This is a genomic window from Sanguibacter hominis ATCC BAA-789, assembly GCF_012396185.1.
GTDB classification, from domain to species: Bacteria; Actinomycetota; Actinomycetes; order Actinomycetales; family Cellulomonadaceae; genus Flavimobilis; species Flavimobilis hominis.
Genome location: NZ_JAAXOW010000001.1, coordinates 178,408 through 199,884, shown reverse-complemented (window position 1 = coordinate 199,884; position 21,477 = coordinate 178,408). Strand labels below are relative to the sequence as shown.

18 protein-coding genes are annotated in these 21,477 nt (G+C 71.7%); 11 read left to right on the top strand and 7 right to left on the bottom strand.

Annotation, left to right across the window (positions count from 1 at the left end):
- Window positions 1–30: 30 nt before the first annotated feature.
- Window positions 31–2,121, bottom strand: coding sequence for a beta-galactosidase (locus HF995_RS00920; RefSeq protein ID WP_168446927.1), 2,091 nt, complete (start codon window positions 2,119–2,121; stop codon window positions 31–33).
- Between the two features lie 221 nt (window positions 2,122–2,342).
- On the opposite strand from HF995_RS00920, the gene HF995_RS00915 reads away from it, so the two are divergent.
- The 4 genes from HF995_RS00915 (at window position 2,343) to HF995_RS00900 (ending at window position 6,728) form a co-directional block, all read left to right on the top strand.
- The gene (locus HF995_RS00915; protein WP_168445963.1) at window positions 2,343–3,671 is read left to right on the top strand and encodes an ABC transporter substrate-binding protein; all 1,329 of its coding nucleotides are present in this window, start codon (window positions 2,343–2,345) and stop codon (window positions 3,669–3,671) included.
- A gap of 78 nt (window positions 3,672–3,749) precedes the next feature.
- Window positions 3,750–4,727, top strand: coding sequence for a carbohydrate ABC transporter permease (locus HF995_RS00910; protein ID WP_168445962.1), 978 nt, complete (start codon window positions 3,750–3,752; stop codon window positions 4,725–4,727).
- Between the two features lies 1 nt (window position 4,728).
- A complete protein-coding gene (locus tag HF995_RS00905; protein WP_168445961.1) occupies window positions 4,729–5,673 on the top strand; it encodes a carbohydrate ABC transporter permease in 945 nt (314 codons plus the stop codon).
- 23 nt (window positions 5,674–5,696) lie between these two features.
- The gene (locus HF995_RS00900; protein WP_168445960.1) at window positions 5,697–6,728 is read left to right on the top strand and encodes a LacI family DNA-binding transcriptional regulator; all 1,032 of its coding nucleotides are present in this window, start codon (window positions 5,697–5,699) and stop codon (window positions 6,726–6,728) included.
- Between the two features lie 87 nt (window positions 6,729–6,815).
- Here HF995_RS00900 and HF995_RS00895 read toward each other — a convergent pair whose 3' ends face one another.
- The 6 genes from HF995_RS00895 to proC form a co-directional block, all read right to left on the bottom strand.
- The gene (locus HF995_RS00895) at window positions 6,816–7,898 is read right to left on the bottom strand and encodes a fatty acid desaturase family protein (protein ID WP_350308679.1); all 1,083 of its coding nucleotides are present in this window, start codon (window positions 7,896–7,898) and stop codon (window positions 6,816–6,818) included.
- Between the two features lie 204 nt (window positions 7,899–8,102).
- Window positions 8,103–8,306, bottom strand: coding sequence for a cold-shock protein (locus tag HF995_RS00890; protein WP_098457228.1), 204 nt, complete (start codon window positions 8,304–8,306; stop codon window positions 8,103–8,105).
- A 258-nt stretch (window positions 8,307–8,564) separates the two neighbouring features.
- Window positions 8,565–9,353 carry an ABC transporter ATP-binding protein gene (locus tag HF995_RS00885; RefSeq protein ID WP_168445959.1) on the bottom strand — a complete coding sequence of 263 codons (789 nt, stop codon included), beginning with the start codon at window positions 9,351–9,353 and terminating at the stop codon, window positions 8,565–8,567.
- On the bottom strand, window positions 9,350–10,444 hold the full coding sequence (locus tag HF995_RS00880; protein WP_168445958.1) for a putative F420-0 ABC transporter permease subunit: 1,095 nt from the start codon (window positions 10,442–10,444) through the stop codon (window positions 9,350–9,352). Before HF995_RS00880 ends, HF995_RS00885 begins: the two co-directional genes overlap by 4 nt.
- Window position 10,445: 1 nt before the next feature.
- Window positions 10,446–11,498, bottom strand: a complete 1,053-nt coding sequence (locus HF995_RS00875) for a putative F420-0 ABC transporter substrate-binding protein (RefSeq protein WP_350308678.1) — start codon at window positions 11,496–11,498, stop codon at window positions 10,446–10,448.
- 208 nt (window positions 11,499–11,706) lie between these two features.
- Window positions 11,707–12,525 (bottom strand): pyrroline-5-carboxylate reductase, encoded by an 819-nt coding sequence (gene proC, locus HF995_RS00870; RefSeq protein ID WP_168445957.1) that lies wholly within the window; start codon window positions 12,523–12,525, stop codon window positions 11,707–11,709.
- 153 nt (window positions 12,526–12,678) lie between these two features.
- Here proC and HF995_RS00865 point away from each other — a divergent pair, with 153 nt between their 5' ends.
- The 7 genes from HF995_RS00865 to dhaM all read left to right on the top strand — a co-directional run bounded on the left by HF995_RS00865 (window position 12,679) and on the right by dhaM (window position 21,464).
- The gene (locus tag HF995_RS00865; protein WP_168445956.1) at window positions 12,679–13,533 is read left to right on the top strand and encodes an SDR family NAD(P)-dependent oxidoreductase; all 855 of its coding nucleotides are present in this window, start codon (window positions 12,679–12,681) and stop codon (window positions 13,531–13,533) included.
- A 342-nt stretch (window positions 13,534–13,875) separates the two neighbouring features.
- Window positions 13,876–14,085: a hypothetical protein gene (locus HF995_RS00860; protein WP_168445955.1), complete on the top strand. Its 210-nt coding sequence runs from the start codon at window positions 13,876–13,878 to the stop codon at window positions 14,083–14,085.
- 294 nt (window positions 14,086–14,379) lie between these two features.
- Window positions 14,380–17,667: an isoleucine--tRNA ligase gene (gene ileS / locus HF995_RS00855; protein WP_168445954.1), complete on the top strand. Its 3,288-nt coding sequence runs from the start codon at window positions 14,380–14,382 to the stop codon at window positions 17,665–17,667.
- A 1-nt stretch (window position 17,668) separates the two neighbouring features.
- Window positions 17,669–19,045, top strand: coding sequence for a bifunctional folylpolyglutamate synthase/dihydrofolate synthase (locus tag HF995_RS00850; RefSeq protein ID WP_168445953.1), 1,377 nt, complete (start codon window positions 17,669–17,671; stop codon window positions 19,043–19,045).
- A 23-nt stretch (window positions 19,046–19,068) separates the two neighbouring features.
- The gene (dhaK, locus tag HF995_RS00845; protein ID WP_168445952.1) at window positions 19,069–20,058 is read left to right on the top strand and encodes a dihydroxyacetone kinase subunit DhaK; all 990 of its coding nucleotides are present in this window, start codon (window positions 19,069–19,071) and stop codon (window positions 20,056–20,058) included.
- A 40-nt stretch (window positions 20,059–20,098) separates the two neighbouring features.
- Window positions 20,099–20,728: a dihydroxyacetone kinase subunit DhaL gene (gene dhaL, locus HF995_RS00840; protein ID WP_168445951.1), complete on the top strand. Its 630-nt coding sequence runs from the start codon at window positions 20,099–20,101 to the stop codon at window positions 20,726–20,728.
- A complete protein-coding gene (gene dhaM, locus HF995_RS00835; RefSeq protein WP_350308677.1) occupies window positions 20,721–21,464 on the top strand; it encodes a dihydroxyacetone kinase phosphoryl donor subunit DhaM in 744 nt (247 codons plus the stop codon). The genes dhaL and dhaM overlap by 8 nt, the downstream gene beginning before the upstream one ends.
- Window positions 21,465–21,477: the final 13 nt, after the last annotated feature.

Genomic DNA, 21,477 nt, shown 5'->3' with positions numbered 1-21,477 from the left:
ACGAGAGTGCCTCCGGCTCGTATGGGGTCGTCACCCGCGCGTGCTGCTCCCCGAGGGAGCGTGGGCGCCAGGAGCGGCGAGCTGCTGGGGGAGCCGCAGCGCACGGACACCACCCGCTGGGACGACGCACGTGCGCTCGAGCGTGTCGCGCGTCAGGAGGTCGGTCGCGGGGGCGTCGAGCGGGAGCTCGTGGTCGACGGGGGTGTGGTTGACCGCGACGAGGTAGTCCGCGTCGTCACCGTGCCGACGCATGACCTCGAGGCCCTCAGGACGTCCGGGCGTGTCGATCCCTGCGTCGGCGTAGGCCGGGGCGAGCACGCTCGCGAGCGTGTCGACGTCGAGCCTCGTGGAGACGTACCAGCCGACGCCGTTGCCGAGCCTGTGGCGAGTGACGGCGGCGCCGCCCGGCTTGGGGCCGTCGACGTAGGTCCCGACGACGGTGGCGCCCTCGACCGCGACGTCGTCGGCCCAGACGTCGCCGGTCACGACCCCCGTGAGGCCCGGCGCGGACGTGCCGCCGTCGAGCGCGACCTGCAGCGTCTCGCCTTCGCGGAGGGGGAGGAACTCCTCGACCGTGACGCCGAGAGCGCGGCGCAGGGGAGCGAGGAAGCCGCCCGGGTGGACGGCGTCGTTCTCGTCGACGATCCCGGAGAAGAACGAGACGAGAAGCGTGCCGCCCCCCTCGACGTACGCAGTGAGGTTGGCAGCGTCGTCCGCGGTCAGGAGGTAGGACGACGGCGCGACGACCAGGCGGTACCCGGAGAGGTCCTGGCTCGGGTGGGCGAAGTCGACGGCCACGCCGTCGCGCCAGAACCGGTCGTAGAACGTCGTGATGCGTTCGAGCGCGTCGACGTCCACGGACGGGCGCCACTCGAGGCCTTGCGCCCACATCGACTCCTGGTCCCAGAGGATCGCGACGTCCGCGCGGACGCGCGAGCCGCGGACCTCGGCGAGCGACGCCAGCTCGGTGCCGAGGTCGACGACCTCGTGCCACACACGGCTCGTCGTGCCCGCGTGCGGCACCATCGCGCCGTGGAACTTCTCAGCGCCGGAGCGGGAGGCGCGCCACTGGAAGAACATGATGGCGTCGGCGCCGCGCCCGAGGTGGGAGAACGCGTTGCGGCGCATCTCGCCAGGGCGCTTCGCCACGTTGCGGGGCTGCCAGTTGACGCCGGAGGGTGAGTGCTCCAGGAGCATCCAGGGCTTGCCGCCCGCCACGGACCTCGTGAGGTCCGCGGCGAGCGCCAGCCCGACCTCGCCGCGGGGGTCGGCGGCGGTCAGGTAATGGTCGTTCGAGACGATGTCGACCTCGCGGCCCCACGCCCAGAGGTCGGTCGCGGGGCACGACGCCGCCATGAAGTTGGTCGTGACGGGCAGGTCGGAGTGCGCGCGGATCGCGTCGCGCTCTGCGGTGAAGCACGCGAGGAGCGCGTCGTTCGTGAACCGGGCGAAGTCGAGGCGCTGGGCCGGGTTGGCGACGGTCGGCGTCGCGGCGGGGACGCCGACGTGCTCCCACGCGCCGTAGACCTGGCCCCAGAACCGCGTTCCCCACGCGGCGTTCAGCTCGTCGAGCGTGCCGTAGCGCTGCTCGAGCCACGCTCGGAACGCGGTGGTGCTCGCGGGCGAGTAGTCCTCGGAGACGGGCGCGCCGTACTCGTTGTGGACGTGCCACAGCACGACGGCGGGGTGGGCGTGGTAGCGCTCGGCGAGCCGGTCGGCGATGCGCACGGCCGCCTGACGGTAGGCGGGGTGCGACGGTGCGGCCATGCCGCGTGACCCGAACCCCAGCGTGGTCCCGTCGCGCGTCACGACGCGCGCGTCGGGGTAGGTGTGGAAGAACCAGGCCGGCGGTGACGCCGTGGGCGTGCCGAGGTCTGCATGGATCCCGTGGGCGTGGAGCAGGTCGAGCAGCCTGTCCAGCCAACCGAAGTCGTACTCGCCTTCCCTCGGCTCGAGCAAGGCCCAGCTCCAGATGCCGATGCTCACGAGGTTCACGCCGGCCTGGCGCATGAGTGCCACGTCCTCGTGCCAGACCTCCTCGGGCCACTGCTCGGGGTTGTAGTCACCTCCGTAGCAGATCTGCCCGACGCCGGGCAGCCAGCCGCCGTAGGCGGGGCCCATGTCCGGGTAGTGGTTCGAGGTCATGTCGCTCCTTCGGTGCATTCCTGTGCACGATCACAGTCATCATTGGCCGCGCAGACCTAGATAACACTACGGTGAACGCTGTTGACAAGTGTTCGGGTGTGAGCGCTACTGTGACCGTGCACAGCCCCACACACATCGTCGTGCATCACCCGGCAGCGAAGCTGAGGGAGCGCGACGGTCCTTGACGAGGAGGACTCATGCGCCTGACCACAGGCACCAAGGCCGCTGCGCTCCTAGCAGCCACCGCCCTGCTGACCGCCGCGTGCAGCGGAGGCGACCAGAGCGCCGCACCCACCACGTCCGCAGGCGCGCCCGCGGAGAAGGTCGAGCTCACGTTCTGGACGTGGGCACCCAACATGGAGAAGGTCGTCGCTCTCTGGAACGACGCCAACCCGAACATCCAGGTCACCGTCAACAAGCAGGACGGAGGGGACCCCGCCGTCACCAAGCTGCTCACCGCGATCAAGGCTGGCTCCGGCGCCCCCGACGTCATGCAGGCCGAGTACCAGAAGATCCCGACCCTGGTCTCCGCCGACGCGCTCGCGGACATCTCCGCAGCGATCGACCCGGGACTCGCCGCTCAGTACCCCGAGGGTGTCTGGAACGCGGTCACGCTCGGATCGGAAGCAGTCTTCGCGGTGCCGCAGGACTCCGGCCCGATGCAGTTCTACTACCGCGCCGACGTCTTCGAGGACCTCGGTGTCGAGGTCCCCACGACCTGGGACGAGTACGCCGACGCCGCCCGCAAGATCCACCAGGCCGACCCCAAGGTCTACCTCGGCACCTTCTCCGCCAACGACGCAGGCTGGTTCACCGGGCTCGCCCAGCAGGCCGGCGCCTCGTGGTGGGGGATCGACGGAGACGCCTGGAGCGTCGACGTCGACGCGGAGCCCACCCAGCGGGTCGCCGAGTACTGGGGCGGCCTCGTCGAAGAAGGCGTGATCAACAACAAGCCGATGTACACCCCCGAGTGGAACGCCGCGCTCAACAACGGCACCGAGGTCGGCTGGCTGTCCGCAGTGTGGGCGCCCGGCGTGCTCGCCGGCAACGCCGCCGACACGGCAGGCAAGTGGAAGATGGCGCCCATGCCCCAGTGGGACGCGGCGAACCCGGCCACCGGCAACTGGGGCGGCTCCGCGACCGCGGTGACGTCGCAGTCGAAGCACCCCGAGCAGGCTGCCGCGTTCGTCTCGTGGCTCAACTCCTCCCAGGAGGCCGTCAACGCGCTCGTCGCCGAGGCAGGCATCTACCCGGCGAACACCGTCGCCCAGGCCGAGGCGCTCGCCTCTCCGCCCGAGTTCTTCTCGAACCAGGAGGACTTCTACACGATCGCGGGGGAGACCGCGAAGACCGCCGGTAGCTTCACGTACGGCCCGAACGTCAACGTCGCGTACTCGGCCTACAACGACGAGTTCGCCAAGGCCGCCGAGTCGAGGTCCAAGTCGGCGTTCGTCACGGCGGTGACCGCCATGCAGAAGATCACGCTCGACGATCTCAAGAGCTCGGGCTTCAACGTCACCGAGTGATGCGTTCGGCGGCCGCCCACGGGCGGCCGCCGACGCACCCGACTTTCACGCTCGCTCAGGTCGAAGGAGACAGCCCCCGTGAGCACCACCCACCCGCAGGCGGCACACGCCGCTGCGACCGGGGGCCGTGAGGCCCCACCCGCCCGACGTCGGAGGAACCTCCGGCGAGCGACCGCACCCTGGGCGTTCCTCACGCCTGCGATCGTCCTGTTCACCCTCTTCCTCGCGCTGCCCATCGGCTACGCGGTCTACCTCAGCTTCCGTGCGGAGAAGGTGAGCGGGCTCGGCCTTGGCAAGGGGTCGCGCACCGAGGTGTGGAGCGGCTTCGCCAACTACGCCGACGCCGTCGCGGACCCGGAGTTCCTCGCGTCCGTCGGGAGGGTCGGGATGTACGGGTTGCTCGTCGTCCCGATGATGCTCGGTCTGGCTCTGCTCTTCGCGCTGCTGCTCGACGCGCGACGCAGCCGCGCCCGAGGCTTCTCCCGCGTGTCGATCTTCCTGCCCTACGCGGTGCCCGCGGTGATCTCCTCGCTGCTCTGGGGGTTCCTCTACCTGCCGGGCGTGAGCCCGTTCTACTACGTGTTCGACCGTCTCGGCTGGGACGTGCCGTCGCTCTTCTCCTCCGACCTGGTGATCTTCGCCGTCGCGAACATCGCAGTGTGGGGCGGCGTGGGCTTCAACATGGTCGTGATCTATACGGCGCTCAAGGCGATCCCCAGCGAGCTGTACGAGGCCGCCGAGCTCGACGGCTGCACCCAGGTCGCGATCGCGTGGCGGATCAAGGTCCCGTCGGTGCTGCCGTCGATCATCATGACGTTCGTGTTCTCGATGATCGCGACCCTGCAGGTGTTCGCCGAGCCGACCACCCTGCGCCCGCTGAGCAACACGATCTCCACCACGTGGACCCCGCTCATGAAGGTCTACCGCGACGCGTTCACGCGCGGTGACATCTACTCAGCCGCGGCCACGTCCGTCATCATCGCCGTCGCGACGTTCGTGCTCTCGTTCGGCTTCTTGCGCCTCGTGCAGAGCCGCGCCTTCGGTCAGGAGAAGTGACATGACCCCCCACAGCCCCACCACGGCGCTCGCGGACACCGCAGACACCTCGACGCTCGCACGTCGTCGGGCCGAGTCGGACCGCAGCGCAGCGCGTGCACGCTCCCGCACCCGCGGCGACCGGCCGAGCTTCTTCGCGACCGCGATCCTGCTGCTCGGTGCCTTGTACTGCCTCCTTCCCGTCGCCTGGGTCCTCGTCGCCTCGACGAAGTCCGGCGCAGAGCTGTTCTCGACGTTCACGTTCGCGCCGTCGAGACATCTCCTCGTCAACGTCCGCGACCTCGTCGAGTATCGGGACGGCCTCTTCTGGCGCTGGATGGCGAACACCGCCCTGTACGCCGGCGCCGGCGCGATCCTCTCGGTCATCGTGTCCGCGACCGCGGGCTACGCGCTCGCCAAGTACCGGTTCCGCGGCAAGTCCGCCGTCTTCAACGTGCTGCTCGCTGGCGTGCTCGTCCCTGGCGTCGTCCTGGCGATCCCGCAGTACCTGCTCCTCGCGCAGATCGGCCTGACCAACACCTACTGGTCCGTGCTCCTGCCGAGCATCATCAGCCCGTACGGGATCTACCTCGCACGGATCTACTCCGCGGCGGCCGTGCCGGACGAGGTCATCGAGGCAGCGCGGACCGACGGTGCTGGAGAGACCCGCACGTTCGTGCAGGTGGCCGTCCCGATGCTGCTGCCCGGGCTCGTGACGGTGTTCCTCTTCCAGTTCGTCGCGATCTGGAACAACTTCATGCTGCCGTACATCATGCTCGGCGACGACCGGCTCTTCCCTCTCACCGTGGGGCTCTCAGGCCTGCTCAACCAGGGTGCGTCCCAACCGGCCCTCTACACGCTCGTCATCACGGGGGCGCTGTTGTCGATCGTGCCGCTCGTCGCGCTCTTCCTGCTGCTGCAGCGCTACTGGCAGGTCGACCTGGCAGCCGGCGGCGTGAAGGCCTGACCGTGTCAGTACACTCACGAGCTGTGGAGGACTCCGGCAGACGTACGCCCGCGGCGCCCCGACGCCGACCGACGATCCGCGACGTCGCGGCCGCGGCGGGAGTCTCGCGCGGGACCGTGTCCCGCGTCATCAACGGGGGGCACTGGGTCTCGCCGGACGCGCTCGCCGCGGTGAACGAGGCGATCCGCACGACCGGCTACCAGGCGAACCAGCACGCACGCTCGCTCGTGACGGGCCGGTCCAACTCGGTCGCGTTCCTGCTCACCGAGCCGCAGCACCTGCTCTTCGAGGACCCCAACTTCTCGGTGCTCCTGCGCGGCGCCGCCGAGGAGCTCGCGAAGCGCGAGATCCCGCTGCTGCTCATGGTCGCGGGCACTCCGCAGGAGCGGGCCCGGATCACTCGGTACGTCGCCGCCGGTCACGTCGACGGCGTCCTGCTGATCAGCTCGCACCAGGGCAACCCGATGCTCACGGAGCTGCTCAAGCACAAGGTGCCGACCGTCGCCGTCGGTGTGCCCCTCGGTCACGAGGGCAAGGTCGCTCACGTCGCTGCCGACGACCTCGCCGGCGCCCGGGCCATGACCGAGCATCTTCTCGCGCGCGGGCGTCGGCGCGTCGCGACGATCACCGGGCCGCTCGACACCCCGGGCGGCCAGCTCCGGCTCCAGGGATACAAGGAGGCGCTCGGCGAGCTGTTCGACGAGCGCTGCGTGGCGCACGGGGACTACTCCCGCGAGAGCGGGCGTCTCGCGATGCTCGAGCTGGTGGAGCGCTGCCCCGACATCGACGCGGTCTTCGTCGCGTCGGACCTCATGGCCGCGGGTGCGCTCGTCGCGCTCCAGGCGGAGGGACGGCGGGTCCCGGAGGACATCGCGGTGGGTGGCTTCGACGACTCCGGTGTCGCCGCGGCTCTCCACCCGCCGCTCACGACGATGCGTCAGCCGTTCGCGCGGATCAGCGCCGAGATGGTGCGGCTCCTCCTCGACGTCATCGACGGTGAGGAGCCCGCCGCGATCACGCTCCAGACGTCCCTCGTCGAGCGGGCGTCGACCTGACCGTCTGCGCTCTCGAGAGAACACGCGAGGTCCTGCCCGGCGCGGGCAGGACCTCGCGTGCGTCAGGTGCCGCGTGCGGTGCGACGTCTACCGCATGCTCGTCGCGAGAGGGCACGTGAACGTGTCCCGCACGCCGAGCCCCACCTCGTTGAGGTAGCGGACGACGATCCCGTAGGACGCGAACAGCGTCGTCTCCGTGTAGGCGACGCCCCGCTCGGCGCAGAAGCGCTCGACGATGACCTTCGCGCGACGCAGGCTCGTGCGGGGGATCGACGGGAAGAGGTGGTGCTCGACCTGGTAGTTGAGACCGCCGAGGGCGACGTCCATGAACCGGCCGCCCTTGACGTTGCGGCTCATGAGCACCTGGCGGCGCAAGAAGTCGATGCGCAGGTCCTTCGGGACGATCGGCATGCCCTTGTGGTTGGGCGCGAACGAGCCACCCATGTACAGCCCGAACAGGCCGAGGTGGACCGCGAAGAACGCGAGCGCGGTCAGCGGGGACAGGACCCACAGGACGAGCGCCACGTAGCCGACCAGGCGCACGCCGAGGAACGCGATCTCGACGCCGCGGCGCGAGATCGGGGCGCGACCGAAGACGCGCTTGAGGCCCTGGTAGTGCAGGTCGATGCCTTCGAGGAGCAGCAGGGGGAAGAAGAACCAGCCCTGGTGGCGCGTGAACCACTGGGTCAGGCGTGACTTGCGGGCGTCCGCCTGGGCGGGCGTGAACGCGAGCACGGGCAGGTCGATGTCTGGATCGACACCATCCTTGTTCGGGTTGCCGTGGTGCTTGGTGTGCTTGTGCTGCCACCACCCGTAGCTCAGCCCCACGAAGAGGTTGGCCACGACGAGGCTCGTCCAGTCGTTCCAGCGGCCGGAGACGAAGATCTGGCGGTGCGCGGCGTCGTGCCCGAGGAACGCTGCCTGCGTCATGACGACGGCGGCGACCACGGCGGTGAACAGCTGCCACCACGTGTCACCGATCAGGACGAAGGTGGTGACGAGAGCGGCGTAGACCGCGACCATCCCCACGAGCTTCGCCCAGTAGTACGGGTAGTTGCGCTCGAGCAGCCCGGCCTCGCGGACCTCGCGTGCCAGATCGGTGTAGTCGCTGACCTGGCGAGCGCGGGGGGAGTCGGCGGCGGGCGGGTCGGACAGGGCGGTAGAGCTCACAGGACCTCCTGGGGTCGTCTGCGGAGCGGTCAAGAAGGTTGCCGCGGCGACGTCGCCAGGGCAGGGCGTTCGCACGGGCGCCGGTGCCTGTGGATGCCTGGATGCAGATGCACCGATGCCCCGGTCGCGAGGACCGGGGCATCGGGGGGATCAGCGCAGACGAACGTCTCTCGCGAGGCTTCGTCGCTGAGTCACCGGCTCAGATCAGAGCGGGCGGATGTTCTCCGCCTGCGGGCCCTTCGGGCCCTGGGTCACGTCGAACTCGACGCGCTGGTTCTCGTCGAGCGAGCGGTAGCCCTGCGTCGCGATCGCGGAGTAGTGCGCGAACACGTCGGCGGAGCCATCCTCGGGGGCGATGAAGCCGAAGCCCTTCTCAGCGTTGAACCACTTCACAGTTCCAACAGTCATGGTGATCTCCTTCAAGAGGATCGGAGGGGCTCCGCACTTCGGAGCCCTGTCCGTCACGGTGTATCCGTAGTCAACTCTTGAAGATCAAGATCCGCGGGCACTGACCCACACTGCGGCAAAGACACGAGAGACAAAGCAACTTCTCGTCGAGTGTAGCGGTCAGGGACCTTCTGCACTAGCCCTGGCGCGCGGGACGTCCGGGCGCGAGGGCCGTGCCGGGCCGACGAGCGGCGCAGGCTGGCGGCGCGCGCACCTCCGTCAGCTGCTGAACGCGAGCAGCGGACGGCCCGTCGTCGGATGGGTCAGCACCTCGCACCGCACGTCGTAGACGTGTTTGACGAGCTCGGGCGTGAGCACCTCGGACGGCGTGCCGACCGCGACGACGCGACCGCCCGCGAGCAGCACGACCCGGTCGCAGTACGACGCCGCGAGGTTGAGGTCGTGCAACGCAGTCACCACGGTCACGCCCTCGCCCGTCAGCGAGCGCAAGAGGTCGAGCACGCGGATCTGCGCCGACACGTCGAGGTGGTTCGTCGGCTCGTCCAGCAGCATGAGCTCGGGCTCCTGCGCGAGCGCGCGGGCGACGTGCACGCGCTGCCGCTCACCGCCCGAGAGCGTCGCGAGATCACGCTCGGCGAGGTCCGCCATGCCGACGCGCGTGAGCGCGGTCGCCGCCGCGGCGTCGTCCGCCGCGCTGTCACCCGCGAGGAGAGAGCGGTGGGGGATGCGTCCGAGCAGGACGGCCTCGTGGACCGTGATCGACCGGTCGGGAGCCGAGTCCTGCTCGACGAGCGCGACGCGCCGCGCGCGCTCACGCCGACGCATCCGCAGCAGGTCGTCGCCGCCGAACGACGCCGCGCCGTCGTCGAGCCGCAGCGCCCCTGCGAGCGCCCGCAGCAGAGTCGACTTGCCCGAGCCGTTGGGCCCGAGGATCCCCGTCACCGTCCCGATCGGCGTCGTGAACGCGATCTCGTCGACGATCCGACGGTCGGTGACCGACCACGTCGCCCCGGTGACGCGCAAGCCCGCGCCGACCTCTGCGCTCATGCGACGGCCCGCCGTCCGCGCCAGAGGATCGCTGCGAACACCGGCGCCCCGACGGCGGCCGTGACGATCCCGACGGGCAGCTCGCGCGGGTCCACGACCGTGCGAGCGATCGTGTCCGCCCACACGAGGAAGCTCGCGCCAGCGAGCGCCGCGACGGGCAGCACGACCCGGTGCCGCCCGCCGCTCAGCGCCTTGACCGCGTGCGGGAGGATCAGCCCCACGAACCCGATCGATCCCGACACGCTCACGAGCGCACCCGTGAGCAGCGCGACCGCGCCGAGCAACCCCCAGCGCGCGGCCGGGACGTGGATGCCGAGGCTCGACGCCGAGGCGTCGCCGAACGTGAACGCGTCGAGCACGTTCCCCGCCAGGACGAGCGGCACGCCGAGGACCGCGAGCGCGCCCGCCGCGATCGCGACCGACGACCACGACGCCCCTGCGACCGATCCCATAAGCCAGGACAGGACCTCGCGGTAGGAGTCGCCCGTCGCGGACCAGAAGATGACGAAGCTCGTCGCCGCGGCGCACAGCTGGCTCACGGCAAGCCCGGCGAGGATCGTGCGCGTCGGCGTGAGCGACCCGAGCGCGCCCGCGAGGCCGAGCGCCGCGACGAGGGCGACGGACGACCCGGCGAACGCCGCGACCGGGAGCGCGACGCCGGCGCCGAGCACGATCACGATGACGGCGCCGAGCGACGCGCCCGACGACAGGCCGAGCAGGTACGGGTCGGCGAGCGGGTTGCGTGTGAGCGACTGCATGACGGCGCCGCACGTCGCGAGCCCGGCGCCGACGGCCGCCGCCGTCAGGGTGCGGGGGAGCCGGCCCTCCCAGATGATCGCGTCACGCAGCGCGCTGGCCGGCGCGGGGCCGAGCCCGAGGTGGTGCAGCACAGAGGCCCACACCTCGTCCGGCCGCAGGTCGGCCGGGCCGATCAGCACCGCGAGGAGCACGCTCGCGACGAGGACGACCACGCCGACCGCGACGAGCGTCGCCGTACGCGCGCCCCGGCGCGGCGCACGCGGCGCCGGCTCGGGCGCCCCGGCGTGCGCGGTGGTGCCGCGCGCGTCGGGGGTGCGGGTCGCCGTGGTCATGTCAGTCCTCGAACGTGAGCTTCGTGAGCTGGTCGGCGACGCTCGCAGCTGCGGACACGGTCCGCACGCCTGCCTCGGTCGCGGGGAACGGCACGACGACGTAGGCCTTGTTCTTGACCGCGCTCAGCGCGGCGGTCACGGGGGAGCCCTCGAGGATGCCGATCTTCTTCTCGGCACTGTTCCACGGGGAGTCGACGAGGACGATGACGTCGGGGTCCGCAGCGGCGACGGCCTCCCAGCCCATCGGGCCCCACGAGTCGTCGATGTCCGCGGCGATGTTGGTCAGGCCTGCGGTCTCCATGATGAGGGCGGGCGCACCGATGCCGCCGCCGACGTACGGGGTGTCAGAGCCCGAGGAGAACCACAGGGCGCTCAGCCCCCGCGTGTCGCGCACGACGGTCTCGAGGTCGGCGCGCTGCGTCGCCACGAGCGCCCCGGCGTCCGCGCCGCGGTCCATGATCGCGCCGATCTGCGTGATCTCGGCGAACACGTCGTCGAACGTGAGCGGGTCGGGCCGGTACTGCTTCTCCTTGCACGCGGACGGCGCGACGAGCGTGCGCACGCCGAGCGCCTCGAGCGCGGGGCGCTCGCCGGCGCCGTCGGCGGAGAACACGGACTCCCAGCCCGCGTAGACGAGATCGGGTTCCTCAGCCAGGACCACCTCGTTGCTCGGCACCTTGTCCGAGATCACCGGGACCGCTGCGGCTGCCTCGGTCCACGGCTCGGGTGCTGGTCCGTCCGGGAAGGCCGTCCCGACGATCGTGTCCCCGGCACCGAGCGCGAGGAGCATCTCGGTCGTCGACGACTTGACCGTCACGACCCGCGTCGGAGCGGCCTCGAAGGTCACGGACGTCCCGCAGTTGTCGATCGTCAGCGGGTACGCCGACGTGGGGGACGCCGACGGCGGGGTCGCAGCCCCGGACGCGCCAGGGGACGACGTGCCACCGCACGCGGCGAGCGTGAGAGCGGCGAGCACGACGGGCGCGACCGTGAGGGTGCGGCGGGCACGGACGGAGCGGGACGACAGGGCGGGGCGGGGCGACGCTGCGGGCACTGGGCCTCCTGGGCTCGGCAGGCGCCGTCGGGCACGACGACGCGGCACGTTTGCGGGGAGGGGCGCGACACGGGCGTCCCGGGCGACCGGCGGCCCATGGACGGGCTCGCAACACCTGGCAGGTCGGCCGGGCGGATCGTGAGGACAACGCTACCGCCGACATGTGTCGCCGGGGTCTCCGGGCGAGCCCGGCGGGCGGTCAGCCGGGTCAGGACCCCGCGCCGAGCTCGAGGTCGCGGTCGATCGTGGCCTGCACGCCGTCGACGACGGTCGACACGAAGCCGCCGTCCTCGAGCGCCATGAGGCCCGCGATCGTCGTGCCGCCCGGCGAGCAGACCTTGTCGATGAGCACCCAGGGCGCGTCGTCCGACTCGAGGATCATCCGAGCGCTGCCGAGGACGGTCTGCGCCGCGATCCGTGTCGCCATGGCCTTCGGCATGCCCGCCTTGAGGGCGCCGCGCGCGAGCGCGTCGATGAACAGGTACGCGTACGCGGGCGCGCTGCCCGCGATCGCGGTGAACGTCGAGAACGAGGGCTCGGGCAGCTCGATAGCGTCGCCGACCGCACGGAACAGGTCGACGACCGTCGCGACCTGCTCCTCGCTCGCGGCCTTGTTGCCCGCGACCGCGGCCATGCCCGCGCCGACCATCGCGTTGACGTTCGGCATGACGCGCACGACAGGGAGGTCCGCGCCTCCGTCGCCCAGGAGCTGCTCGAGCCGCGCGAGGGACGTGCCGGCGGCGATCGAGACGAGCAGCGCGCCGCTCTCAGCGAGGGCCGCGGCGAGCGGCGGGAGCGCCGCCGGGATCACCTGGGGCTTGATCGCGAGGACGACGACGTCGACCGCGTCGACGAGCGCCTCGTTCGACGGTGCGACGGTCGCGCCGAGGCGCTCGGCGAGCGCCTGCGCGCCGGCGGCGTGCACGTCGTGGACGACGACGTCGCTGCCCTGGACGACGCCACGGTCGACGATGCCCGACGCGATCGCGGTCGCCATGTTGCCTGCACCGATGAACCCGATCTTCATGGAGTCCGCCCCTCGTCCTCGCCCGCCTCGGCGGGTCACGTCGGCCTGTCGTGGCCGTGCGACCAGCCTAGGGCGCAGCGCCGAGCAGGGGGGACGTGTCCGCGCCCGACGGACGGCACGACCGGGGGCGCGCTGCGTGGGAGGATCGAGGTCATGAGTGATGACGCTGCTCCCACCTCGGTCCCTGACGAGTCGACGATCCCCGCGACCCGTGCAGGTCGTCGCGCTGCGCGCCGTGGCCCGGACGAGGGCGCTCGCCCCGAGGCGCTGCGCGCGGTCGTCACGGGCGCGTCGTCGGGGATCGGCCGCGCGACGGTCGAGCTGCTGCGCTCGATCGGCTGGGACGTGTACGCCGTCGCCCGGAGGGCGGACCGCCTCGCCGAGGTTGCCGAGGAGACCGGCGCGGTCCCCGTCGTCGCCGACCTCACGGACGCCGCCGCGGTCGCGGCGGCCGTCGAGCGCATCACCGCGGAGGGTCCCGTGCACGCGCTCGTGAACGTCGCGGGCGGCGCGCTCGGCGTCGACAGCGTCGCGGAGGCCGACGTCGACCGCTGGCAGCGCATGTACGACACGAACGTCCTCGGGACGCTGCGCATCACCCAGGCGCTCCTGCCCGCGCTGCGCGCGTCGGGTCGCGGCGACGTCGTCGTCCTCACGTCGACCGCAGGCCACGACACGTACCCCGGCGGCGCCGGGTACGTCGCCGCCAAGCACGCCGAGCGGATCATCGCGAGCACGCTGCGGCTCGAGCTCGTGGGGGAGCCGGTGCGCGTGATCGAGATCGCACCGGGGATGGTGCGCACCGAGGAGTTCTCGCTCAACCGTTACGCCGGCGACGCCGAGGCTGCTGACCGCGTCTACGCGGGCGTCGCCGAGCCGCTGCTCGCCGAGGACGTCGCGGACGCGATCGTGTGGACGGTCACGCGCCCGCACCACGTGAACATCGACTCGCTCATCATCCGGCCGCGCGCGCAGGCGTCGAACACGGTCGTCGCGCGCAACTCCTGAGCCTGGGTCCCCGCGCCCGACGGCTGCCCACACTGTGGGACGGCCCAGGGCGAGGGTTGTCCTCACGCGGGTCATCACGGAGGATCCACCCGTGACCTCGACGCCCCTGACCTCCGCGCACGGCTCCAGCCGTGCCGACGTCAGGGTCGCGCGCGCCCACGCGCGCCGCACGGCGGCCTTCTGTCGCTGTTGTTGACGGCTCGCTGACCGGACGGCAGGACCGATCCCCGGTCGGCGAGCAGATCCGCACCGCTGCACCGTCGCAGCCCGTGCCGATCCCGGGACGCACCGCTCGTCCCGGCTGCCGCAGCCCCGTGCCGCTCGACGCCGAAGGAACCACCCGTGACCGCGACCGCCCTGCTCACCCGTCCCGCCGCACAGCTCCACGCTGGTGCACGCCCCGACCTGCACGCCCTGCCCTCGCTGCCCGCCGTCCCGGCGGCTGCCGACACGCTCCGCTCTCGTTGGAGCGCACGTCCTGCGACCGTCGAGGAGCTCGTCGCACGGGACATCGAGGCGTTCACGCAGCGCCGGCGCTGCGCCGCCCGCTGACGCCGCCCCTGGTCCGGCGGAGGAGCCCGCGCGGGTAGTAGCATGGCGTGTACAGGCGTCGACCCGGCCATCACCGGCGAGCCTCCGGAAGAACAGGCGCGCGCGAGCGAGCCCCAGTAGAACCGGACGGGTGGGCCCGTCACAGCCGAACGAGCGGTCAGCACGCCACCGCGCCCCCGGGCGAGGAAGCGCACTGACAAGCGGGGTGGTACCGCGGTGGTACCGGGCAAGCGCCCGGGGCCGTCGTCCTCGCATGCACCTGCATCACTGCCACCACCGCCAGGAGACACTCGCATGGTCTACCCCCAGCACCGCGACGGCGCCGTCCCCGCGTCCCCGAACCTGCCCGACCTCGAGCGCGAGGTGCTCGCGTACTGGGACCAGGACGGCACGTTCCAGGCGTCCGTCGACCAGCGCCCCGCGGGCCAGGACGGCGACAACGAGTTCGTGTTCTACGACGGCCCGCCCTTCGCGAACGGGCTGCCGCACTACGGGCACCTCCTGACCGGGTACGCGAAGGACGTCGTGCCGCGCTACCAGACGATGCGCGGTCGTCGGGTCGAGCGCCGCTTCGGCTGGGACACGCACGGCCTGCCGGCCGAGCTCGAGGCCGAGCGCATCCTCGGCATCACCGACAAGTCGCAGATCGAGTCGATGGGCATCGACACGTTCAACGAGGCGTGCCGCACGTCGGTCCTGCGCTACACGGGGGAGTGGCAGGAGTACGTCACGCGCCAGGCGCGCTGGGTCGACTTCGAGAACGACTACAAGACCCTCGACTCCTCCTTCATGGAGTCGGTCATCTGGGCGTTCAAGCAGCTCTACGACAAGGGCCTCGCGTACGAGGGGTACCGCGTGCTGCCGTACTGCTGGCGCGACGAGACGCCGCTGTCCAACCACGAGCTGCGCATGGACGACGACGTCTACCAGTCGCGCCAGGACCCGGCCCTGACGGTCGGCGTCCGCCTCGAGACGGGCGAGCTCGCGCTCATCTGGACCACGACCCCGTGGACCCTGCCGTCCAACCTCGCGATCGCGGTCGGGCCCGACGTCGAGTACGTCGTCGTGCGCGCGGGCGAGGGTTCCGTCGTCGCGGGGCAGGAGGTCCTGCTCGGCGCCGCGCGCCTCGCCGCCTACGCGAAGGAGCTCGACCTCGGCGACGACGTCGAGGCGCAGGTGCTGCGCCGCCTGCGCGGTGCGGAGCTCGCCGGGCGCCGCTACGCGCCGCCGTTCCGCTACTTCGCCGACGACGCGGACAACCCGGCCGTGCACCAGGTGCTGGCCGCCGACTTCGTCACGACCGAGGACGGCACCGGCCTCGTGCACCTCGCTCCCGCGTTCGGTGAGGACGACAAGGCGGCGTGCGACGCCGCGGGCATCACGCCGGTCGTGCCGATCGACGCGCGCGGCCGCTTCACGAGCCTCGTGCCCGACTACGCCGACCAGCAGGTGTTCGACGCGAACCCCGAGATCATCCGCGACCTCAAGGACGGCACCGGCCCCCTCGCCGACGTCGCGGCCGAGAAGCGCCCCGTCGTGCTGCGCCACGAGACGTACCAGCACTCGTACCCGCACTGCTGGCGCTGCCGCAACCCGCTGATCTACAAGGCCGTCTCGAGCTGGTTCGTGCGCGTCACCGAGTTCCGCGACCGCATGGTCGAGCTCAACCAGGACATCTCCTGGACGCCCGAGCACATCAAGGACGGGCAGTTCGGCAAGTGGCTGTCGAACGCGCGCGACTGGTCGATCTCCCGCAACCGCTACTGGGGCTCGCCCATCCCCGTGTGGGTCTCCGACGACCCCGCGTACCCGCGCGTGGACGTGTACGGATCGTTCGCCGAGCTCGCCGCCGACTTCGGCCGGCTGCCGCTCAACGAGAAGGGCGAGCCCGACCTGCACCGCCCGTACATCGACGAGCTGACGCGCCCGAACCCGGACGACCCGACGGGGCGGTCGACGATGCGCCGCATCTCCGACGTGCTCGACGTCTGGTTCGACTCCGGCTCGATGCCGTTCGCGCAGGTGCACTACCCGTTCGAGAACCGCGACTGGTTCGAGCACCACTACCCGGGCGACTTCATCGTCGAGTACATCGGCCAGACCCGCGGCTGGTTCTACACGCTCCACGTCCTCGCGACCGCGCTGTTCGACCGGCCCGCGTTCCGCTCGGCCGTGTCGCACGGGATCGTGCTCGGTTCTGACGGTCGCAAGATGAGCAAGTCCCTGCGCAACTACCCGGACGTCACCGAGGTGCTCGACCGTGACGGCTCCGACGCGATGCGCTGGTTCCTCATGTCGAGCCCCATCCTGCGCGGCGGCAACCTCGTCGTCACGGAGGAGGGCATCCGCGACTCGGTGCGCCAGGTGCTGCTCCCCGTGTGGAGCACGTACTACTTCTTCACCCTCTACGCGAGTGCGGCGGACGGCGGTGCCGGGATCACGGCCCGCCAGGTCGTCGAGGACGAGGTCGCGGGCCTGCCCGCGATGGACCGCTACCTGCTCGCGCGCACCCGCCTGCTGGTGACGACCGTCCAGGAGCAGCTCGACGCGTACGACATCGCCGGCGCGTGCGAGACGGTCCGCGACCACCTCGACGTCCTGACGAACTGGTACGTGCGCACGCAGCGCGACCGCTTCTGGGCCGAGGACGCCGCGGCGTTCAACACCCTCTTCACCGCGCTCGAGGTGCTCACGCGCGTCATGGCGCCGCTCGCCCCGCTCCTGACCGAGGAGGTCTGGCGCGGCCTGACCGGTGGCCGCAGCGTGCACCTGACCGACTGGCCGACGCTCACGGACGCCGCAGGCGCCGCGACCGTGCTCGGTACGGTCCTCGCGGACGACGCGGACCTCGTCGCGACGATGGACCGCGTGCGCGCCGTGTGCTCGCTGAGCCTCGGCGTGCGCAAGGCCAACAAGCTGCGCGTGCGCCAGCCCCTGTCGCGCCTCACGGTCGTCGTCGCCGACCCGGCGGCGCTCGCGCCGTACGCCGAGCTGCTCGCCTCCGAGCTCAACGTCAAGGCCGTCGACCTCGTCGGCCTCGACTCGGGTGCCGCGCAGGAGTACGGCATCGAGCGTCGTCTCACGGTCAACGCCCGCGCGGCCGGGCCCCGCCTCGGCCGCGGCGTCCAGGCCGCGATCAAGGCCGCGAAGTCGGGCGACTGGCGCGAGGACGCCGACGGCACGGTCGTCGTCGTCACGCCCGACGGCGACGTGCCGCTCGAGCCCGCCGAGTACGAGGTGACGACGGTCGTCGGCGCTGCGGGCGGCGCGACCGAGCCGACGGTCGGGGCCGCGGTCCTGCCCGGCGGTGGCTTCGTCGTCCTCGACCTCCTGCTCGACGACGCGCTGCGCGCCGAGGGCTACGCACGCGACCTCGTCCGCGAGGTGCAGGACGCACGCAAGGCTGCCGGCCTCAACGTGTCCGACCGGATCGACCTCACGGTCACGGTCCCGGCCGAGCAGGTTGCCGCGGTCGAGGCGCACCGCGACCTCATCGCTGCGGAGACACTGTCGGTGACGGTCAACGTCGAGACGTCGGGCACGGACGCGCACGCGGTCGCCGTCGCGAAGGCGCAGGGCTGACATGGCGCGCAAGAAGGACGAGGCGCTGGGGCGCTCGCCCGAGCTCGCCGAGGTCTACGCGGCCATCATCGCGCGCAACCCGGAGCACGACTTCGAGCCGACGCTCGACCGTGTGCGCGAGGTGTGCGAGCTGCTGGGCGATCCCCAGCGCGCGTACCGCGTCGTGCACGTCACCGGCACCAACGGCAAGACGTCGACGGCGCGCATGATCGAGTCGCTCGTCCGCGAGCAGGGGCTGCGCACCGGTCGCTTCACGAGCCCGCACCTGACGAGCGTCACGGAGCGGATCGCGATCGACGGCGAGCCGATCACGGAGGAGCGCTTCGTCGAGGTGTTCCGTGACGTCGAGCCCTACGTCGAGATGGTCGACGCGCGGTCCCAGGCCGCAGGCGGGCCGCGGCTGAGCTTCTTCGAGGTGCTCACCGTCATGGCGTTCGCGGCGTTCGCGGACGCCCCCGTCGACGTCGCGATCGTCGAGGTCGGCATGGGTGGCGGCTGGGACTCGACGAACGTCGCTGACGGCGACGTCGCCGTCGTCACGCCCGTGTCGATGGACCACGCGCAGTGGCTCGGCTCGACCGTCGTCGAGATCGCCCACGAGAAGGCGGGGATCATCAAGGAGGGCGCGAGCGTCGTCGTCGGCGAGCAGGTCGAGGAGGTCGAGGAGGTGCTCCTCGCCGAGGCGCGCGAGCGCGGAGCGTCGCACCTCGTGCGCGACGGCGCCGAGCTCACCGTCGCGCAGCGGCACGTCGCGGTGGGTGGGCAGCTCGTCGACCTGTCGACACCGGGCGGTCTGTACACGGAGATCTTCCTGCCGCTGCACGGTGCCCACCAGGCGCACAACGCCCTGCTCGCGCTCGCCGCGACCGAGGCGCTCGTCACCGGGGGAGCAGCGCTCCCCGCGGGCGTCGTCGAGGCGGGCTTCGCGGCGGTGACCTCGCCAGGGCGCCTCGAGGTCGTCCGGTCGAGCCCGACGATCCTCGTGGATGCGGCGCACAACCCGGCGGGCGCCGAGGTGCTCGTCGACGCGCTCGAGGAGGCTTTCGGGTTCTCCCGGCTCATCGGCGTCGTCGGCGTGCTGGGAGACAAGGACGCCGAGGGGCTCCTGTCGGTCCTCGAGCCCGTCCTCGCGGAGATCGTCGTGACGCAGTCGTCGTCCCCTCGGTCGACGGAGGCGGAGGACCTGCACGAGCTCGCGGTCGACGTCTTCGGCGAAGACCGGGTTCACCTGGCATCTCGCCTCGACGCTGCTCTCGACATCGCAGCGACATTGGCGGAGAGTGAAGACACGATCGGCGTCGGCACCGGAGCAGGCGTGATCGTCACCGGCTCGGTGGTCCTGGCCGCAGAGGCCAGGGTGCTTCTCGGGAGGGGCTGAGTCCCCGCAGGAAGGATCTTGCGATGAAGAAGCTTCTGAACGACCCCGCCAAGGCTGTCGACGAGTCCGTCGAGGGGTTCGGCCTGGCACACCCCGATCTCGTGCGGGTCCACACGGACCCGCTGTTCGTCACCCGGGCGACGAAGGCGCCTCCGGGGACCGTCGCCCTCGTGTCCGGCGGCGGTGCTGGGCACGAGCCGCTCCACGCGGGCTTCGTCGGGGAGGGCATGCTCGACGCCGCCGTGCCCGGGGCCGTGTTCACCTCGCCGACCCCTGACCAGGTCGCCGCAGCGATCGAGGCTGTCGACAACGGCGCCGGCGTGCTCGCGATCGTGAAGAACTACACGGGCGACGTGCTCAACTTCGAGACCGCCGTCGAGCTCGCGGACGGCGTCGAGGTCTCGACGGTCCTCGTCCACGACGACGTCGCGGTCGAGGACTCGCTCTACACGGCTGGCCGGCGCGGTGTCGCCGGGACCGTGCTCGTCGAGAAGATCGCGGGGGCGGCCGCCGCCCGCGGCGACGACCTCGCGAGCGTCACGGCGATCGCCGAGCGCGTCTCGTCCGGGGTGCGTTCCATGGGCGTCGCGCTCTACGCGCCGACCGTCCCGCACGTCGGGCGCCCGAGCTTCGACCTGCCCGACGACGAGATCGAGATCGGCATCGGGATCCACGGTGAGCCTGGCCGTCACCGCGTCCCTGCTGCGGACGCGGACACGATCACCGAGGCGCTCCTGACCCCGATCGTCGAGGACCTCGGGCTCGAGAGCGGCGAGCGTGTGTTGCTGTTCGTTAACGGAATGGGTGGCACCCCCTCGTCGGAGCTGTACGTCGTCTATCGTCGGGCACGGCGGCTCCTGGAGGACCGCGGCGTCACGGTCGACCGGTCCCTGGTCGGCAGCTACGTGACGTCTCTCGAGATGCAGGGCGCGTCGCTGACCGTGCTGCGCCTCGACGACGAGCTGACGAGCCTGTGGGACGCGCCCGTGCACACCCCCGCGCTGCGGTGGTGAGCGGCCGCGCCCCGGTCTGCATCTGGAGGTAGCACGCACCATGTCGCTGGACGTCGAGTGGGCACTGAGGTGGGTCCGGCTGTCAGCCGACTCGATCGCTGAGGCGCGGGACGAGCTGACGGAGCTGGACCGGCAGATCGGCGACGGCGATCACGGCGCGAACCTCGACCGAGGCTTCGCGGCGGTCCGCACCAAGGTCGACGGCCTCGAGGCCGAGAACGTCGGCGACGTGCTCAAGGTCGTCGCGACGACGCTCATGTCGACGGTCGGAGGAGCGTCGGGCCCGTTGTACGGGACGGCGTTCCTCCGAGCCGCGAAGGTCACGGGCATCCCTGACCTCAACGCGCACGCCGTCGTCGCGCTCCTCGAGGGCGCCCTCGAGGGGATCACGTCGCGCGGCCGTGCGGTCGTGGGGGAGAAGACGATGGTCGATGCCTGGTCGCCCGCGGTCGACGCCGCCGAGGCGGCGGCCGGCGCAGGCGCCGCGCCCGCCGAGGTGCTCGAGGCCGCGCTCGCAGCCGCCGAGGAGGGGGCGGCCTCGACCGTCGACCTGATCGCGACCAAGGGGCGCGCGAGCTACCTGGGCGAGCGCAGCCGCGGGCACCTCGACCCGGGAGCCCGCTCGACCGTGATCCTGCTCAGCGCGGCAGCAGAGGCCGCGCGTGGCTGACGACGTGCGGCCGGAGCGCGTCGCGCTCGTGCTCGTGTCGCACAGCGCGCAGATCGCCGAGGGGACCGCTGGGCTCGCTGCCCAGATGGCGCCCGGTGTGACGATCCGACCCGTCGGTGGCCTGCCGGGTGGTGGTCTCGGCACCGACTTCGACCGGACCCTCGAGGAGCTGAGCAGCGCCGCGCAGGGCGCGCTCGGCGTCGTCGTCCTCGCGGACCTCGGCTCCGCCGTCCTGACCGTCGAGTCCGCTCTCGAGTTCCTCGACGAGGACCTCGCGTCGCGCACGCGTCTCGCGGACGCGCCGTTCGTCGAGGGGACGGTCGCGGCTGCGGTCACGGCCCACGGCGGGGGCGACCTCGACGCGGTGCTCGGCGCGGCGGAGCACGCCGGTTCGACGTTCGCGCGCGGATCCGGCACCCTGGGCGAGGAGGCCCAGGGCGTGGCCCCGGACGAGGAGGACACGATGGCGGCGACGGGGACCGGGCTCGCCCGGCAGGTGGAGATCCGCAACCCGATGGGCCTCCACGCGCGGCCTGCCGCGCTCCTGGCGCGCATGGTCGCGGGCTACGACGCGAACCTGACGATCGCTGGCGTGAACGCGGCGAGCGTCCTCGAGCTCATGAAGCTCGGTGCTGTGGGCGGCCAGGTCGTCGAGGTCGACGGCACCGGCGGGCAGGCCGAGGAGGCCATCGCCGCGGTGGTCGAGGCGATCGAGGGCGGCTTCGGCGAGGTCTGAGGCCCACGCCTCC

Excerpts from the sequence above, each read along its gene's own strand:
- HF995_RS00920 (WP_168446927.1), bottom strand. The coding sequence starts at position 2,121 with ATGGGCCCCGCCTACGGCGGCTGGCTGCCCGGCGTCGGGCAGATCTGC.
- HF995_RS00915 (WP_168445963.1), top strand. The coding sequence starts at position 2,343 with ATGCGCCTGACCACAGGCACCAAGGCCGCTGCGCTCCTAGCAGCCACC.
- HF995_RS00905 (WP_168445961.1), top strand. The coding sequence starts at position 4,729 with ATGACCCCCCACAGCCCCACCACGGCGCTCGCGGACACCGCAGACACC.
- HF995_RS00890 (WP_098457228.1), bottom strand. The coding sequence starts at position 8,306 with ATGACTGTTGGAACTGTGAAGTGGTTCAACGCTGAGAAGGGCTTCGGC.
- HF995_RS00885 (WP_168445959.1), bottom strand. The coding sequence starts at position 9,353 with ATGAGCGCAGAGGTCGGCGCGGGCTTGCGCGTCACCGGGGCGACGTGG.
- HF995_RS00880 (WP_168445958.1), bottom strand. The coding sequence starts at position 10,444 with ATGACCACGGCGACCCGCACCCCCGACGCGCGCGGCACCACCGCGCAC.
- proC (WP_168445957.1), bottom strand. The coding sequence starts at position 12,525 with ATGAAGATCGGGTTCATCGGTGCAGGCAACATGGCGACCGCGATCGCG.
- HF995_RS00865 (WP_168445956.1), top strand. The coding sequence starts at position 12,679 with ATGAGTGATGACGCTGCTCCCACCTCGGTCCCTGACGAGTCGACGATC.
- ileS (WP_168445954.1), top strand. The coding sequence starts at position 14,380 with ATGGTCTACCCCCAGCACCGCGACGGCGCCGTCCCCGCGTCCCCGAAC.
- HF995_RS00850 (WP_168445953.1), top strand. The coding sequence starts at position 17,669 with ATGGCGCGCAAGAAGGACGAGGCGCTGGGGCGCTCGCCCGAGCTCGCC.
- dhaK (WP_168445952.1), top strand. The coding sequence starts at position 19,069 with ATGAAGAAGCTTCTGAACGACCCCGCCAAGGCTGTCGACGAGTCCGTC.
- dhaL (WP_168445951.1), top strand. The coding sequence starts at position 20,099 with ATGTCGCTGGACGTCGAGTGGGCACTGAGGTGGGTCCGGCTGTCAGCC.